Source organism: Ochrobactrum sp. A-1 (genome assembly GCF_022488005.1).
GTDB lineage: Bacteria > Pseudomonadota > Alphaproteobacteria > Rhizobiales > Rhizobiaceae > Brucella.
On sequence record NZ_JAKVQC010000007.1, the window covers coordinates 946,155 to 961,619 of the forward strand.

Consider the following 15,465-nt stretch of genomic DNA (forward strand, 5'->3'; position numbering starts at 1 on the left):
AATTGGCTATTAATCGACATATAGCTGATTGGCTATATGTTAGTCAAGTGCCCGTCAGGCGAAATGGCTATAGTCGCAACTCAGGGTGTTTTACGAGCGAGGAAGTGATCGTTGACTTGCAATATGAAAGACTGCCTGTTTCGTTCAGAAGCGTGTTGGTTTCCACGCGGAACTGAGCCGGTTAGGCAGATAATTTCCATTGAGAACTGAGCCATGTGAACCTTCCCCCAACGCTGCGAGCGACGGGGGCAACGGAGTGATCCACATGGGACTTTAAAACATCATCCGTCGGATGGCGCTGCGCGAGAAGCAGTCGATCCGGGAGATCAGCCGGCGTACGGGGCTGTCGCGCAACACAATTGCGAAGTACTTGAGCGCGGGCACGATCGAACCGACGTTCACGGTGCCGGAACGACCGAGCAAGCTTGATCCTTTTGCCGACAAGCTGGCGGGCTGGCTAAAGACCGAGGCCGGGAGGTCACGCAAGCAGCGCCGAACGGTGAAACAGCTTCATGCCGATCTGGTATCTGTGGGCTTTACCGGTTCCTATGGCCGGGTTGCGGCCTTCGCCCGTGATTGGCGGGCGGATCGACAACGTGAGCAGCAGACGACGGGCCGAGGCATATTCGTTCCGCTGTCTTTCCGCCCAGGCGAAGCATTCCAATTCGATTGGAGTGAGGACTATGCCGTCATCGGCGGCGAGCGCGTTAAGCTGCAGGTTGCGCATATCAAACTGTCGCACAGCCGGGCGTTTCTCTTGCGGGCGTATCTGCTCCAGACACACGAGATGTTGTTCGATGCCCATTGGCACGGCTTCCGGGTCTTCGGTGGTGTGCCTGCGCGAGGGATCTACGACAATATGCGCACCGCAGTCGATCGCGTTGGTCGCGGCAAGGAGCGGCAGGTCAATATCCGCTTTCTCGCTATGACGAACCACTACGTGTTTGCGCCTGAGTTCTGCAATCCCGCTGCGGGTTGGGAAAAGGGTCAGGTCGAGAAGAACGTCCGGGATTCTCGTCCCCGCCTATGGCAACAGATGCCCGACTTCCCGGATTTGGCAACGTTGAACCTCTGGCTGGAACAGCATTGCCAAGACCTGTGGCAGGAGACACCGCACGGGAGCCTGCCCGGTTCGATTGCGGATGTCTGGGCTGATGAGCGAGCAGCATTGATGGAATTGCCTACCATGTTTGACGGATTCGTCGAGCAAGGCAAACGAGTCTCACCAACGTGCCTGGTCACCTTCGAGCGTAATCGTTACAGCGTGCCTGCATCGTTTGCGAACCGGCCCGTCAGCCTGCGGATCTATCCCGATCGACTGGTCGTTGCAGCCGAGGGCAACGTTCTTTGCGAACATGCGCGGGTCATCGAGCGCAGTCACGACAAGCCACCGAGGACGATTTACGACTGGCGGCACTACCTTGCCGTCATCCAGCGCAAGCCCGGTGCTCTGCGCAATGGCGCACCCTTCGTGGAATTGCCGCTGCCCTTTCGACAACTGCAGGACCAGATGCTTCGCCGCCCCGGCGGCGATCGGGAAATGGCGGACATCCTCGCTCTTGTCCTTCATCACGACGAACAGGTTGTCGTCAGGGCCGTGGAACTGGCTCTGGATCAAGGCGTAGCAACCAAGACGCATGTGCTGAACCTGTTGCATATGCTGATCGACGGCAAGACGACCGACGGTCCCGACGTCGATACGCCACAAGCACTGACCTTGCTGCGTGAACCCAAGGCCAATGTAGAACGCTACGATGGCTTGCGCGTCCGGATTGTGGGAGGTCGCCATGCGTCATGATCCTGCCAGCGCCGCCGTCGTCATCATGCTGCGTAGCCTGAAGATGTATGGCATGGCGCAAGCCGTCACAGACTTGATCGAGCAAGGTGCTCCAGCTTTTGATGCAGCCGTACCGATCCTGTCCCAGTTGCTGAAAGCCGAAATGGCTGAGCGCGAGGTCCGCTCGATTGCCTATCATATGAAGGCTGCGCGCTTCCCGGCCTACAAGGATATCTCTGGATACGACTTTGCCGCCAGCGAAATCAACGAAGCGACGGTGCGCCAGTTGCACAGATGCGAGTTCATTGACGGAGCGCAGAATATCGTGCTCGTCGGCGGACCGGGCACAGGCAAAACCCACGTGGCGACGGCCCTTGGCATCCAGGCTATCGAACATCACCGTCGAAAAGTCCGCTTCTTCTCAACCATCGAATTGGTCAACGCACTTGAGCAGGAGAAGGCCAAAGGCAAGGCAGGCCAGATCGCTGAGACCTTGGTCCGCCTCGATCTGCTGATCCTTGATGAGCTCGGATACCTTCCATTCAGCGCTTCAGGCGGAGCGCTGCTCTTCCACCTGTTGAGCAAGCTCTATGAGCGGACCAGCGTGGTGATAACCACCAACCTCAGCTTTAGCGAATGGGCAACAGTCTTCGGCGACGCCAAGATGACGACGGCATTGCTCGATCGTTTGACCCATCGCTGCCATATCCTGGAAACAGGTAATGACAGCTTCCGCTTCAAGGCCAGTTCTGCAGCCGCAGCAAACAAGAGAGGAGAAAAAGCCAATCCCTTGACCAAAACCCAATCATAAAACCATAGTCAGAGGTGGCTCACTTCTCGGTGGAAAAACCGGGGGTGCGGATAAAAACTTGGACTGGTTTTACGTCACAATGCCAAGACAGTTTCGATATTCGATTGGGCTTCGTGCGCCAAGTGACATTTTGATCCGCTTCTCGTTGTACCATCGAATGTAGCCATCGACTTCCTTGATAAACTGCTCAATTGTGGTGGTCTTCCAATCACGGGGGTAGAAGAGCTCTGTTTTCAGTCTTCCGAAAAAGCCCTCGCATGCAGCGTTATCCGGGGAACAAGCCTTGCGGGACATTGATCGTACCAGCTTCGCATCACTGATCCGCGATAGCCAACCCGGCCAGCGATAGTGTGCACCCCGATCAGAATGTACTATTGGTCGTTCATCTGTACCTGTGACAGTTTCTATGGCGGCATCAAGCATCATATTGACCAATTCCGCATCTGGTCTCGTTCCGAGTGACCAGCTTATAACCAAACCATCAAAACAGTCGATGATGGGTGAGAGATACACCTTGCCAGCCGGGATATGGAATTCAGTGATATCAGTCAGCCATTTCTCATTCGGCGCTGAGGCCTGGAAGTCGCGATTTATGAGGTTCTCAGGTGCCGGACTAATTTCTCCGAGATAAGAGCGATATCGCCGCCGCTTTGGCGTGGCAACGATCAGGTTCTCTTGTTTCATCAAGCGCTGCACAACCCTCTCTGAGATTGTAACGGATTGTTTGGCTAATGATGCCTGTAGCCTGCGGTAGCCATAGCATCGACGGTTGGCTTCGAAGATTTCGGTGATGTTCTGACGAATAGTGAGGTACTTGTCGGTCATCCTCATGCGGGCTCGATGATAAAAGTATGAGCTGCGCGCCAGTCCCAACTGAGCAAGCAGATCGGAGAGTTGATAAAGATCTTTTAGGGCGTCAACCAACAGCGTTTTCTCCCGATTATTCAGGAGTTGCAGATCGACGCCCAGTTCTTTTTTTATGAGTTCCGTCGCTTTCTTCAAAAGGTCGTGCTCAAGCTGCAGTTTCTGAATATCGTGCTGCAGTGTTTCGAGCTGGCGCTCTAATTCTTCTCGCTCTGGCACTGGCGGTGAGTTGTTCTTGCGTTTCATGATTGCGGGAGCCTCCGGACCAAGTAACTGGTTTTTCCAGTTATACAGTGTCGGCCTGCATACGCCGAGCTTTTCAGCCAACGCCTGCGCGCTTTCTTGCCGATTATAAAGCCCGACAACGCCAGCCTTCTTCAACGTCTCCGGATATCGTGGACGTCCAGTTCTTCCAGTGACAGCTTTACTAGTTTCGGGAAACGCCTCACGAACCCATGCTGTCAACGTTGCACGACCGGGATAGCCCAAGGCGCGCATCGTTGCAGAAACACAACGACCATGCGTGCGGTAGTGCTCAACAGCCACTTCCTTCTGCGCCTGTGTGAACTTGGGGGTTCGGGGCGCAAATCCTAAACGCAGATCAAGATGGTGCTCATATTCCAGGTACCAGCCCTTCAAAGCATTCTTGCTTGGATAGCCCAACTGGCGAATAGTCGCTTTCGGGCGCTTGCCCAGCTTAATGTAGAGCGCAACTGCTCGCACCCGATCTTCGTAGGAATACATGAACTACCTCCATGATAGTCCAAGTTTTCGTCCGCACCCCCACCGGCTCAGTTCCGCGTGGAAACCAACAGGTGGCGCTTTCTATGTCCCCGGAAATTCATCAGCGTCGGCAGAGTTCAACTGGTGGGCGGACCCAGAAGCCGCCAAGATCAGTGTCCGGGCAAAATGGGGAGACCCGAAGTCCGAAACCTTCAAAGCATACGGCAATCAGGTAATCTCAGGTCTGGAAGCCAATGAACATACAGGAGGAATGCCAGAGGATCTGTATCGGCAAATGGTCGATAACAGCCCTCCCGGCATCCAGAAGCTCTGGCTTGCACGAGAGGAAAAGATCAAGGCGGACGGCGGGACAGTATTCGGGCCCGACAATGTGTGGGACCTGTTTGCCGCAGCCTATGTCATCGATCCGTCAATCGTTCTGGCCTGGAACAACGCCCCTCGCCCGGAGAATGGTGCGGCTGCGCCTATCAGCGGTGTGTATGTCGACGTGAACACGGAGATGGGCCTGGACTATGGCCGAAGCCTTGCTTTCACCAACAATGATATTGGAGGCAATGCGGAAGCAAAACCGGGACCAGTCGGCACGCAAAAGGCTGCTATTCAGAACTACATCGATGAAGACAAGTTCTGGAAAGAGATCGTAGTTCCGTTGACCACCAGTTCGAAGAAGTAACTGCAAGTTTTAGCCCGGCGCGATATGAAACATAAAGCGCCGGGTTCTGAAGCGCGTTTCGATCTGATCGATGGCCCCTTTGACTGGCTCCGACCTATCCTTCTCATCTCACCGTCAGCGAACCCGTCGTAAGAGCCTCTCACGATAGGTATCGACAATAACGGCGAGGATGATCACGGTACCGATGATGATTGGTTTGTAGTTATCGCCGATACCGAGCAATTGCAGGCCCGTCGCCAAGACCTGCAGGATGCAGGCACCAGCCAGCGTGCCGACGATTGAACCTTTGCCGCCGAACAGGCTCGTCCCACCGATGATGACGGCCGCGATCGCATTGAGTTCGTAACCGACGCCTGCAATCGGGCTCCCGATGTTCAGGCGCAGGAGATAAACAACCGCAGCGATACCCGCAGTGACACCGGAAATGACAAAGGCGGCTACTTTGTAGGCGTCAGGATTGTGCCCCGACAAGCGCACCGCCTCATCATTCGCGCCGACCGCATAGATCATGCGGCCAAAGACGGTGAAGCGCAAAATGAACCATCCAACAGCAATCACCGCCACTGCGATCAGGAAAATCGACGGCAGGAAACCGCCCACGATCAGATTGCCGAAATCGACGAACCCCTGCGGAAGACCAGTGATGGTGGAATTGTTGGAAACCACACGCGCCGCACCGGCGGCGATATTCAGCATACCCAAAGTGACAATGAAAGACGGGATTTTCCAGTAAGTCGACACCTTGCCGTTGATGAACCCGCAAAGTCCGCCAACGGCGATGCACCCCAGGACAGCCAGCGGGATTGACAAGGCCGGATCAAGACCCGACGTCATGATAAGGGCGCCGACGACCGTGCATAATGCGAGAACTGAGCCGACTGAAAGGTCAATGCCACCAGTTAGGATGACAAAGGTCATACCGGCAGCCAGAACCGTGTTGATGGCGATCTGAACGAAGATCTTCAGCGCATTGCCCGACGTTGCGAAATAGGGTGCGGTGACGGAAAATACCAGCGTAATCAGGATCAACGCCAGAAATACACCGGCATCGCGCAGCAGAAAGCGCTTCAGCTTCTGGCGATCAACAGCGCCGGGATGTTCGGCAGGTACGGAAGTGGGCTCTGTCATGCGTGAACATGCTCCTGATAAGCGAGCGAAAGAATACGCTCCTGGTCGAATTGCGACCGATCCAGTTCCCCCACCAGTTTGCCGTTGGAGAAAACAATGATGCGGTGACACATGCCGATCAGCTCGGGCAGATCCGAGGAAATCATGATAATTGCTTTCCGGTTGGCGGCCAGCATCCACAGGAGTTGATAGATTTCGCGTCTTGCGCCAACATCGACCCCACGTGTCGGCTCATCCAGTATCAGTGTTGATGAGCCGCGAAACAGCCATTTTGCCAGAACCACCTTTTGCTGATTGCCGCCGGAGAGATTACGCACCGGCGTGTCGATGGAAGATGTCTTGACGCGCAGCCGCTCGATGAGCTCGGTCACAGCGGCTTTCTCCACGCTGCTGTCCAACAAACCGCTATGCGAAATCTTTTTCAGATCGGTGATCGTGGCGTTGAAATATACAGGCATATCCAGCAGGAGCCCCTGGCTCTTACGGTCTTCGGTCAGGAAACCGAGACCGTTGCGCACAGCATCACGCGGGTCGCGGATCGTCACCGGCTTGCCATCAACATCGATTTCCCCAGCCGATCTTGGATCAGCGCCAAAGATCGCACGCATCACTTCGGTACGGCCCGACCCGACCAGACCGGCAACACCCAGAATTTCACCTTGCCGGACCGAGAATGAAACCGGTGGAGCCTTGCTGTTGCGCTTCACCCCCTTCACCTCCAACGCGACGGAACCGGGCTTTATATCGGCGTTGAAACTGTACTCGTCCGCAATGTCACGACCAATCATCATACGCACCAGATCCGGCACATTCAGTCCCTGCAGGTTGCGCGTCTCGACCAGACGGCCGTTGCGCAATACCGTCACGCGGTCGCCAATCTCGAAGACCTCGTGCAGACGGTGGGAAATGTAGATGATCGTGACACCTTTCGCCTTCAGGCGCTTGATGATCGCAAACAGCCGTTCGATCTCCGGCGGTGTCAATGTCGCCGTTGGCTCATCCAGAACCAGCAGTTTGCTGTCATAGCCGAGCGCCTTGGCGATCTCGACCAACTGCATTTGTGCAACGCCAAGCTCCGAAACCGGCATGCGTGGGTCGACCGCCAGGCCGACCTCGGCCAGCAATTCATCGGCACGCCGGTTCAGTGTTGCCCGGTCCATGATACCGAAACGCCTCGGCAGGCTCTCCAGCATCAGATTTTCCGCAATGGAAAGATGCGACAGCAGGTTGAGTTCCTGATGAACGATGCGAATACCCTGAACCTGCGCATCATGTGGGGTCTTTGGCCTATAGGGCTGGCCGTTCAGAAAAATTTCACCCGTATCGGGCTGGTATATGCCCGCCAGAAGCTTGATGAGGGTCGATTTACCCGCGCCGTTTTCGCCTAGGATGATATGCGTCTCACCGCGCTACAACTCCAGCGCGATACCATTCAGCGCAACCACACCCGGAAAGGTCTTGCCGACATTTTCCAACCTCAAAATGACGTCGGTTGACTGCATGTCTGTTCCTGCCTGCCGGATAAAGAGGCGCGGCGCCTGGAGCGCCGCCCCTTAGAGCGCGTTTCGATCTGATCGAATCAGATCGGCGCGTCTCAACTGTTTGTTTTAACGCGCATCTGATCCGAAAACCGTTTCACACTTTTCGGGATGCGCTCTAATTGGCGATGTTTCAGAGATCCTGGGCGGTGATCAGCTTGATATCCGTCTTCACCCAGCCAGAGAATTTCTCGCCCGCCAGTTCCTTGAGGCCGTAATCTATACCCATCGCAGCCATCTGCGCACCGAACTGATCGACCGTGGCCAACATCTTGCCGTCCTTGATCAATGGCTGGACAGCAGGAATATTGTCGAAACCCACGACCTTTATCTGACCTGATTTGCCAGCAGCATCCAGCGCCTTCACGACACCAAGTGCCATGGAATCGTTGGCAGCCATCACGCCCTGAATGTCCTGATATTGGGTCAGGAAGTTTGTCATCAGCGTGTTGGCCTCTTCCGTCTCCCAATGTGCTGTCTTGGAATCGAGCAGCGTCAATCCGCCTTCGGCCACGGCATCGTCAAAACCCTTCTTGCGCTCCTTGGCATTGTCGGCTTCCGGATTTCCTTCAAGGATCACCACCTTGGCACCTTTGCCCAGATCCTTGGCAAGCGCCATGCCGGCAAGCTTTGCACCCTCGCGATTGTCAGGACCGAAAAAGGCAAGATCGACACCGGCCTGCTTTTTCGCCTCTTCATCGAGCGCCACGTCAATGTTAATGACCTTGATTCCGGCTTCCAGAGCCTTCTTCACCGGCGTCACCATGGCTTTGGAATCGGCTGGAGCCAGCACAATCACGTTGAACTGCTGTGTGATAAAATTCTCGACCGCATCAACCTGAGCGGCAAAATCCCGCTCATCCTTCATGCCAACGGCCGCGAATGAGAACTTATCGGTGTTTTTGGCGGCGTAATCCTCAGCGCCTGCCTGCATCTGCTTGAAGAACTCGTTGGCGAGCGACTTCATGACCAGACCGACTTTGGGTGTATCCGCCGCAAAAGATGGCATGGACGGTAGAAGCAGAGCACCTGCGCCCAGTGCGCTCGAGGTTATAAACTGGCGTCGTGAAATTGAAACCCGACCCAGCCCTGTAAAAATGGAACCTTTAGTCATGAATTCCTCCCCTCACTTCAGTAATAATCTGCCGTGTTACTACAGCGTAGTGCGGGCGATAGAATACTGTCAAGACGGCAAGTTAAAGGGAGACGTTTACGGTTCCTGCCCTGCATAAAGGAAACCATGCGGCATGAACCGGATCACGCTTTGACTGCATGCTGGTTGCTATCACAGGATGTTCAAAGTGTTAGGAGATTTGACTGCCATAGCTGGAACCGGCGACGGTCTGGCTGGTTAATGGTGATGGCGGGCGCAGACCAACAATGGACAGGTGCCATGTACAAATTTTCGGCAATTGTAGCTGTAATTATGTCGGCTTTCGTTTCAACCGTTCCCGCGCACGCACAGAGCATCGAAATAGGCCCTAACGGTATCCAGGTCATTCCGGACGGGGATCGACGCCCCAACCGCGATGAAATCAGCGAACGTCGGGCAGCGAGAATTGCGCGCAGTGAAGGGATGGAGGAAGTCGACAGCGTTTCAAGACGTAGAAGCGTCTATATTGTCCGGGGAATAGACCGTCGTGACAACGAGATGCGCGTGGTCATTGATCGTCGCACCGGCGAAGTACTCGAAGTGCGCTGACCGTGGTGCCAAGATGGGCAATAGCCGCGCCATAGCAGAGGTCGCGGCTTATCACCATCCTCCTTGTCATGAACAAGTATTTCCGATGCTCGCCGTTAGCAACATGGAGCACGCTCAAAGGAAAACAGACTGGCATTGAACGGCACCATACAAATATAGTATGAGTGACAGCTAATAATTGGGCGGGACATAAAATATATCGGCAGGAGAGCCACCTATGTCACCGAAGCTCAAAGCCGCTCTCGTTGGAGCAATCATTGCAATCGTTGTAGGCTTCGCCGCATCGCAGGGGCTGATTAGTCAGCAGACAGCAGAGGAAATCAAAGCCAAAACGAATGAGGTTCTTGCCGACGATCCCTCAACGACAGCTCAACAGCCTGATCCTGCAACGACCGAGGCTTCACAGCCCCAGCAAAATGAAACACCGGCCCAATAGTCATCAGAAGACAGCGGTGCCCTCCCCACCTGCCTGCATTACGGCAGGTAACGAGTTCCACCCGCCGAATTAGAGCATAATCCGACCGGAGTGAAACGAGGATCAATAAGATTATGCTTGAAATAGAAGAAGTTAGAGCGCCGATCTGATCCATTCAGATCGAAACGCGCTCTAACGGCTGACGATGGAATTTCCCGGATAATCAACGAAAATGCGGCCCGACGGCCGCATCTATTTCACGAAAAATATTGGTGCATCTTAGAGGTCGTACTGCTTGCGCGCGATCTCTCCAAGTCCGGCAGCATCCAGGCTTTTCAACGGAGCCAGGAAGGTAACCTGGATCACACCGGGATCACGACCTATTTCGATTGCGCCATTTACAGTCGCACGATTTCGGACTTCCGCCACGCTCATACCAAGCAGTTTCGCAGCTCTTTCCAATCCGTTCACAATAGCCGCATTCATGTTTGGCGCCGTGCCTATAACAGAAATCGGCGCGACCTCTTCCGTATTCTTCACGCCCCACTGTTGAGCCAGCTTTGCCGCCTTCAATTTTTCTTCCGTGCTGAAGGGACGTGCCAAAGGAGGAAGATCTTCGAGCAAGGGGAAAAGAACGGGCCCGTCATTATTGTAGTGCTTGAGTACTTCAACCTGAAGCGTGACACTTCCCGCGACGTCCATCGTGTGCCCGGCTATTTCTCCATCCCCCTGAGAGGCATGCATGTCTCCCATGTAAACACCGGCACCCTTCACCTTCACCGGGCAGACAAGAACGGCTCCGGCGCGAACAGCGTCGACATCCATGTGGCCATCCGTCTTGTGTTCCTGCAATTGCTCGGCTGTGAGTGCATAATTATGCGGCGCCCCAACCAGGAACGAGCCGAAATCACCGGCATTATGAGAATCCGGCATCGCTATTGACGGTGTTGTGCCTAGCTGCCCCAGAAATGGACGCATGCGCACGATTGCGCCGACAAGGTCGGAAGGCGCATAATTCAAGATAGAATGCTGCACCGAGTTGTCAGGCAACGATGCGTAATGATCAGCTCTTTCAGCAATCTTCCGCGCAGCATCTTGAGGCAATGTAAGGCCAACCGACTGCGTATCATCGAAAACAACCGTATAACCATGTTCCATTGAGAACGGTTTGACCGCGTTGCCACATTTATTGCATCGAACAGAATCCTGGCCAACGCCTTCGATGTGGGTCTCCGGCCAAACCTCGTCACAGGTTGGGCAACGCGCGGCGACAAACGGATCCCCTAGACAAAACTGGTTGGAAACCGTGTCATGTCCGGAAGCCGTTGCCAGCGAGGTCACCGAAATATCGCGAATACGGATGACAACGCCATCACCAACCTCGGCTCCGTCGATGAATACAGGCTTGGTTACTTCGTGACCACCGCGCAACCGAGGCGTAATCATCGGTCCCCAGCAGCCTGGAGCTGTATTGGCGATAATCGTTCCACCATTTTGAAGAGGCCCGAGCATTGGCTGGTCCGGGTCGAGAACGCTGTTCGTGAAACCGTCAACAAGTATGCTACGTTTGGCGCGCGAAGAATTACTGTCAGCCATGGCTGCCTCCATTTCAATGAATACCGGCAGGATACGGCAGCCCACAGCGAATAGCATCTGATAAAATCGCGTCTTTAGAGCGCGTTTCGATCTGATTGAATCAGATCGGCGCTCTAAATATTTGTTTTGACGCGCATCTTAACCGAAAACCGTTTCACATTTTTCGGAATGCACTCTAAGTCGCGAAAGGCCCCTCCAATAGTCAGGCTAGCTATACTGGCAGGGCGAAAACATCGCATCACATCAGCCCGACAACCGAATGAGATTGTATATCGAGCAATATTGCCTCCGAGAATCTGATTAAGCGCCGTTCACCACCAGAAATGGATCTCTGGCGGCAAACCAACGGCCCGGCGATGACGGTCATTTTCTGTCAGATATCGCCGAACACGACGCTATCCGGGCTAATATCCGACAAGGTCACACCTTCGAGCAGAATGCCGTGATCCGTCGCCCCGTTGAAGGAGACGAACAAGCCGGCATCCGTGTCCCGAGATGCCGTCACAAAGCTGTCGAAGTCGTCGATACCGGTACTGTTCTGGGCGATGTAGGAGAATTCCAGAACGTCGCCTTCCGCCCCGCTAAAATCCCGTACGGTATCAATGCCTGTTCCGTCAGGTGCCAGAATATCCCATACGAAACTATCTGCACCGGCGCCTCCGATCAATTCATCCGCGCCCTCGCCGCCATCCAGACGGTCATTACCCTCGCCGCCATCCAGCCTGTCATCTCCGGCATTGGCATTAAGGAAATCGTCACCAGCCCGGCCCACCAGGAAATCAGCGCCAGAACCCGTCTGGAAAATATCGCGACCCTCAAAACCATAGAGGCTGTTATCGTTAGCACCGGATACAGTGACAGCTATTTCCTCGATGTTCATGAAGCTGAGACCTGTCGGGGTTTGTCCGGTCGAAAGATCGAGATCTACCGCCGCGCTCCTGCCATCAAGGCTGACATCGAGATGGTCGAAACCTTCGCCGCCGTCCGCCACGCCAGTGCTTGTGGTTAAAAACCAGTCGTCGCCGCTTCCGCCCCGCATGACGTTGAAACCATCGCCTCCAGACAGGATATCGTTTCCCGATCCGCCATCAAGAATATCGTCACCTTCATCGCCGTAGATGTCGTCATCACCGGCTTCACCAAACAATGTGTCGTTTCCGGTACCGCCTGAGAGCGAATCTCGTCCCGCACCACCCAGAACCCTGTCGTCACCAGCGCCGCCGGACAGAACATAATCGTCTCCATCCGCTCCGTTGATCAGATCGTCGCCATCGCCACCCCAGACGGAATCGCGCCCCGCACCCGCAAAGAGCTGATCGTTACCGGCGTCACCATTCAACACATCATCGCCAACACCGGATATGATCACATCATTGCCTGCACCGCCGCTGGCTTTGACAAATGCAAAAGTGGTTGCGTCGAGATAGTCGTTACCCTTGCCTGACTGAATCTCAAGCTGTTCAATACTGCTGAAATAGATATGGTCGGCGGCACTGTTCCCCATCATGAGATGACCGGCGCCGAGACTGATATCCTGATCGCGCAGATAGAGATCGATGATCATGCGATCTACACCTGATCCTCCTGCGATCGCACCGCCTGTATTAAAAATGGAAAACTGGTCGTCTCCGCCGTCGCCGTCAATCCTGTCAAATCCATCCGCTGTTCGGATACGGTCGTCGCCCAGGCCTGTCGTGATGAAATCGTTGCCTTTACCTCCGTCCACAACGTCATCACCAGCATAGGTCGCGATATAGTCCGCACTGTCCGTTCCGACGATATGATCGTCTTCGGCCGTCCCTGGAATTCGAGCCACTGTCCTCTCCCTCACTGAATAGAGAGAGTATAATTTTCAATACCATCAACTCTGTCAAATATATTGAAATAATACAAATATACTTATAAAATTGAAGTATCCCTTTCTTCAAAGGAAGAGAAATAAAAGTTTATATTGCTGATCGGACTGAATGAGGAGGAAGCGAGGCCAATGCCGCCGTGGAAGTGACCGGCCGGATGCAGGCGGAACCGCAGGCACAGCAAAGATGAACTGCCTGCGATACGCCTAGCTGTCCTTGAAGCCGAACCGCAGCGGTTCATCCCCCCTGTTGTCTACCGGGTACCGGAATACGCAACGCGGTATTTGTGTCGAATAGATGCAAGCTATCTGCCATCACGTCGAGCCCTATATTCTGGCCTTCCCGCAGACACATCAAAGCTGGAACAGCGATATTGAAAAAGTGTTTGCCAGTGCGAATTGTAACCAGGCGATTCTCGCCGTGAAATTCGTTGCGTTCAATCTCACCGCGAATTTGGCCTCCTTCCTCATTCAGTCTGAATGAACCTGGGCGTATGCCGACCGTTACCGGACCCTGCTGTAGCCCGGAAGGACAGGGCAAGCGGATGGTTTCGTCTGCAAGCTGTCCATCACTGGCATTAAGTTCGAAGAAATTCATATTGGGCGTGCCAATAAAGCCAGCAGCGAATAGCGTTGCGGGAGCCTGATAGATTTCCTCAGGCGTTCCCATCTGCTCTATGCGACCATCCTTCATCAGCACGATCCGGTCTGCCAAAGTCATCGCTTCAAGCTGATCGTGGGTTACGTAAATGCTGGTCGTCTTCAGTTCATGATGAAGATCGGCGATTTCGACCCGAAGGCTCCCACGCAATTTTGCGTCGAGGTTGGACAATGGCTCATCGAACAGGAACACGTCCGGTGTTTTTATCATTGCGCGTGCGATCGCAACGCGCTGCTGCTGCCCTCCAGAGAGTTCCGCAGGTTTGCGTGCGAGATAGGCTTCAAGCCCCAGCGCCGTCACCACCGGCGCCAATCGGGTAGCGATGGTCTGTTTGGGGATGCCCGCGCGCTCCAGCCCGAAAACGATATTCTCCTGAACGGTCATATGCGGATAGAGAGCATAGTTCTGGAACACCATGGCTATACCGCGGTCACCGGGGTCGCGATCGTTCACTCGCTGGCCGCCGATCATAAGGTCGCCGCCAGTGATTTCTTCAAGCCCGGCAATCATTCTCAGGATCGTGGATTTTCCGCAACCGGAAGGACCAAGGAAAACCACGAACTCATGATCGTTGATTGCGAGGTTGAAATCACGGATAACTTCCTGTGCACCATATCGCTTCAGCATGGACCGGCATTCCACGGTGGCCATCAGATTGTCTCCTCGTCCAGGATGATCTGCAGCTTGATATCGGTCGCACGGCCCTCAGCCGCCCGATCGAAAGCGGCAATGGATTGTTCGAACGGAAAAGTCTCCGAAATCAGTGGCTTCAGGTTCACTTTGCCTGCACCGATCAAGGCAAGCGCACGATCGAACACATTGGCATAGCGGAAGACCGTTTCGATCCGGCATTCCCGTGCCGTTGCCGCCGAAATATCGAACGGCACTGGCTCCGGTGGCAAGCCAACCAGCACGACCGTGCCGCCAGGGCGCACGATCTTGAACAGGTCGCGAACGGCTGCCGCCGCTCCAGAACATTCGAAGACGATATCCGCTCCCCAATTACCGGTTGCATCATTGACTGCATCCACGATGTCCGTTTCGCGAAGATTGATGCCGGTAATGCCGTCATAGGTTTCTGCGAGTTGCAGCTTGGCATCCGAAAGATCCGAGATCAGGACGCGGGAACAACCTCCGGCCAAGGCCGCCAGAGCGACCATGATGCCGATTGTGCCGCAACCGGTCACGACGGCCGTATCGCCCGGATTGATGCGCGCGCGCGTTGCAGCCTGCATGCCAACAGCAAAGGGCTCGACCATCGCGCCTTCTGCAAAAGATACGTTGTCCGGCAGCTTATATGTGAAGTTTGCGGCATGGATCGTTTCGGGACACAGAATTCCGTGGACAGGTGGGGTTGCCCAGAAACGCACAGCCGGATCGACGTTGTAGAGACCAAGCTTCGAAGCGCGAGACAGCGGATCAGGAATACCCGGCTCCATACAGACACGGTCTCCCGGCTTAAGATGTGTTACATTCCCGCCGACCTCGATCACCGTGCCTGCTGCTTCATGACCAAGCACCATTGGTTGTTCGACCACGAAGTCTCCGATGCGCCCATGCGTATAATAGTGCACATCGCTCCCGCACACCCCCACCGTATGCAGTTTAATGCGAACGTCATCCGGCCCCATGTCGGCAGGCAGTGCAATATCGCGCAGATTCAATTCGCCGATGCGTTCCAGAACAAGTGCTTTCATCGGA

General features: G+C 54.7%; 13 protein-coding genes. 5 read left to right on the forward strand and 8 right to left on the reverse strand.

What is annotated here, in order from left to right; all coding sequences use genetic code 11:
• Window positions 1-292 precede the first annotated feature (292 nt).
• Complete coding sequence (istA, locus tag MKS82_RS22490; RefSeq protein ID WP_240579299.1) at window positions 293-1,798, forward strand: IS21 family transposase; 1,506 nt, start codon at window positions 293-295, stop codon at window positions 1,796-1,798.
• Window positions 1,788-2,588 (forward strand): IS21-like element helper ATPase IstB, encoded by an 801-nt coding sequence (gene istB / locus MKS82_RS22495; protein WP_025590956.1) that lies wholly within the window; start codon window positions 1,788-1,790, stop codon window positions 2,586-2,588. Before istA ends, istB begins: the two co-directional genes overlap by 11 nt.
• A gap of 69 nt (window positions 2,589-2,657) precedes the next feature.
• Here the strand turns inward: istB and MKS82_RS22500 are convergent, their stop codons facing one another.
• The gene (locus MKS82_RS22500; RefSeq protein ID WP_109988032.1) at window positions 2,658-4,196 is read right to left on the reverse strand and encodes an IS3 family transposase; all 1,539 of its coding nucleotides are present in this window, start codon (window positions 4,194-4,196) and stop codon (window positions 2,658-2,660) included.
• Between MKS82_RS22500 and MKS82_RS22505 the strand changes: the two genes are divergently transcribed.
• Window positions 4,195-4,869 (forward strand): nucleoside hydrolase, encoded by a 675-nt coding sequence (locus tag MKS82_RS22505; protein ID WP_240579300.1) that lies wholly within the window; start codon window positions 4,195-4,197, stop codon window positions 4,867-4,869. The two genes, MKS82_RS22500 and MKS82_RS22505, sit on opposite strands and share 2 nt — an antisense overlap.
• Before the next feature lie 114 nt (window positions 4,870-4,983).
• Here the strand turns inward: MKS82_RS22505 and MKS82_RS22510 are convergent, their stop codons facing one another.
• From MKS82_RS22510 to MKS82_RS22520, 3 genes are all read right to left on the reverse strand, one after another.
• Entirely contained in the window at window positions 4,984-5,997 is a 1,014-nt protein-coding gene (locus tag MKS82_RS22510) for an ABC transporter permease (RefSeq protein ID WP_109988033.1), read from the reverse strand.
• A complete protein-coding gene (locus MKS82_RS22515; RefSeq protein ID WP_240579501.1) occupies window positions 5,994-7,391 on the reverse strand; it encodes a sugar ABC transporter ATP-binding protein in 1,398 nt (465 codons plus the stop codon). The genes MKS82_RS22510 and MKS82_RS22515 overlap by 4 nt, the downstream gene beginning before the upstream one ends.
• 277 nt (window positions 7,392-7,668) lie before the next feature.
• Complete coding sequence (locus MKS82_RS22520) at window positions 7,669-8,544, reverse strand: sugar ABC transporter substrate-binding protein (RefSeq protein WP_240579502.1); 876 nt, start codon at window positions 8,542-8,544, stop codon at window positions 7,669-7,671.
• Window positions 8,545-8,928: 384 nt separating this feature from the next.
• Between MKS82_RS22520 and MKS82_RS22525 the strand changes: the two genes are divergently transcribed.
• The gene (locus MKS82_RS22525) at window positions 8,929-9,237 is read left to right on the forward strand and encodes a PepSY domain-containing protein (RefSeq protein WP_109988035.1); all 309 of its coding nucleotides are present in this window, start codon (window positions 8,929-8,931) and stop codon (window positions 9,235-9,237) included.
• Between the two features lie 217 nt (window positions 9,238-9,454).
• The gene (locus MKS82_RS22530; RefSeq protein WP_109988036.1) at window positions 9,455-9,673 is read left to right on the forward strand and encodes a hypothetical protein; all 219 of its coding nucleotides are present in this window, start codon (window positions 9,455-9,457) and stop codon (window positions 9,671-9,673) included.
• Window positions 9,674-9,931: 258 nt separating this feature from the next.
• Here the strand turns inward: MKS82_RS22530 and MKS82_RS22535 are convergent, their stop codons facing one another.
• From MKS82_RS22535 to MKS82_RS22550, 4 genes are all read right to left on the reverse strand, one after another.
• A complete protein-coding gene (locus tag MKS82_RS22535) occupies window positions 9,932-11,248 on the reverse strand; it encodes an acetamidase/formamidase family protein (RefSeq protein WP_109988124.1) in 1,317 nt (438 codons plus the stop codon).
• Between the two features lie 373 nt (window positions 11,249-11,621).
• Window positions 11,622-13,064, reverse strand: a complete 1,443-nt coding sequence (locus MKS82_RS22540; protein WP_240579301.1) for a calcium-binding protein — start codon at window positions 13,062-13,064, stop codon at window positions 11,622-11,624.
• 277 nt (window positions 13,065-13,341) lie between these two features.
• Window positions 13,342-14,415 (reverse strand): ABC transporter ATP-binding protein, encoded by a 1,074-nt coding sequence (locus tag MKS82_RS22545; RefSeq protein WP_109988038.1) that lies wholly within the window; start codon window positions 14,413-14,415, stop codon window positions 13,342-13,344.
• Window positions 14,415-15,461 (reverse strand): NAD(P)-dependent alcohol dehydrogenase, encoded by a 1,047-nt coding sequence (locus MKS82_RS22550; protein ID WP_109988039.1) that lies wholly within the window; start codon window positions 15,459-15,461, stop codon window positions 14,415-14,417. The genes MKS82_RS22545 and MKS82_RS22550 overlap by 1 nt, the downstream gene beginning before the upstream one ends.
• Between the last annotated feature and the right edge of the window lie 4 nt (window positions 15,462-15,465).

What these genes read in the sequence shown, in the direction of transcription:
- istA (WP_240579299.1), top strand. Translation starts at nt 293, where the DNA reads ATGGCGCTGCGCGAGAAGCAGTCGATCCGGGAGATCAGCCGGCGTACG.
- istB (WP_025590956.1), top strand. Translation starts at nt 1,788, where the DNA reads ATGCGTCATGATCCTGCCAGCGCCGCCGTCGTCATCATGCTGCGTAGC.
- MKS82_RS22505 (WP_240579300.1), top strand. Translation starts at nt 4,195, where the DNA reads ATGAACTACCTCCATGATAGTCCAAGTTTTCGTCCGCACCCCCACCGG.
- MKS82_RS22500 (WP_109988032.1), bottom strand. Translation starts at nt 4,196, where the DNA reads ATGTATTCCTACGAAGATCGGGTGCGAGCAGTTGCGCTCTACATTAAG.
- MKS82_RS22510 (WP_109988033.1), bottom strand. Translation starts at nt 5,997, where the DNA reads ATGACAGAGCCCACTTCCGTACCTGCCGAACATCCCGGCGCTGTTGAT.
- MKS82_RS22520 (WP_240579502.1), bottom strand. Translation starts at nt 8,544, where the DNA reads ATGCCATCTTTTGCGGCGGATACACCCAAAGTCGGTCTGGTCATGAAG.
- MKS82_RS22525 (WP_109988035.1), top strand. Translation starts at nt 8,929, where the DNA reads ATGTACAAATTTTCGGCAATTGTAGCTGTAATTATGTCGGCTTTCGTT.
- MKS82_RS22530 (WP_109988036.1), top strand. Translation starts at nt 9,455, where the DNA reads ATGTCACCGAAGCTCAAAGCCGCTCTCGTTGGAGCAATCATTGCAATC.
- MKS82_RS22535 (WP_109988124.1), bottom strand. Translation starts at nt 11,248, where the DNA reads ATGGCTGACAGTAATTCTTCGCGCGCCAAACGTAGCATACTTGTTGAC.
- MKS82_RS22545 (WP_109988038.1), bottom strand. Translation starts at nt 14,415, where the DNA reads ATGGCCACCGTGGAATGCCGGTCCATGCTGAAGCGATATGGTGCACAG.
- MKS82_RS22550 (WP_109988039.1), bottom strand. Translation starts at nt 15,461, where the DNA reads ATGAAAGCACTTGTTCTGGAACGCATCGGCGAATTGAATCTGCGCGAT.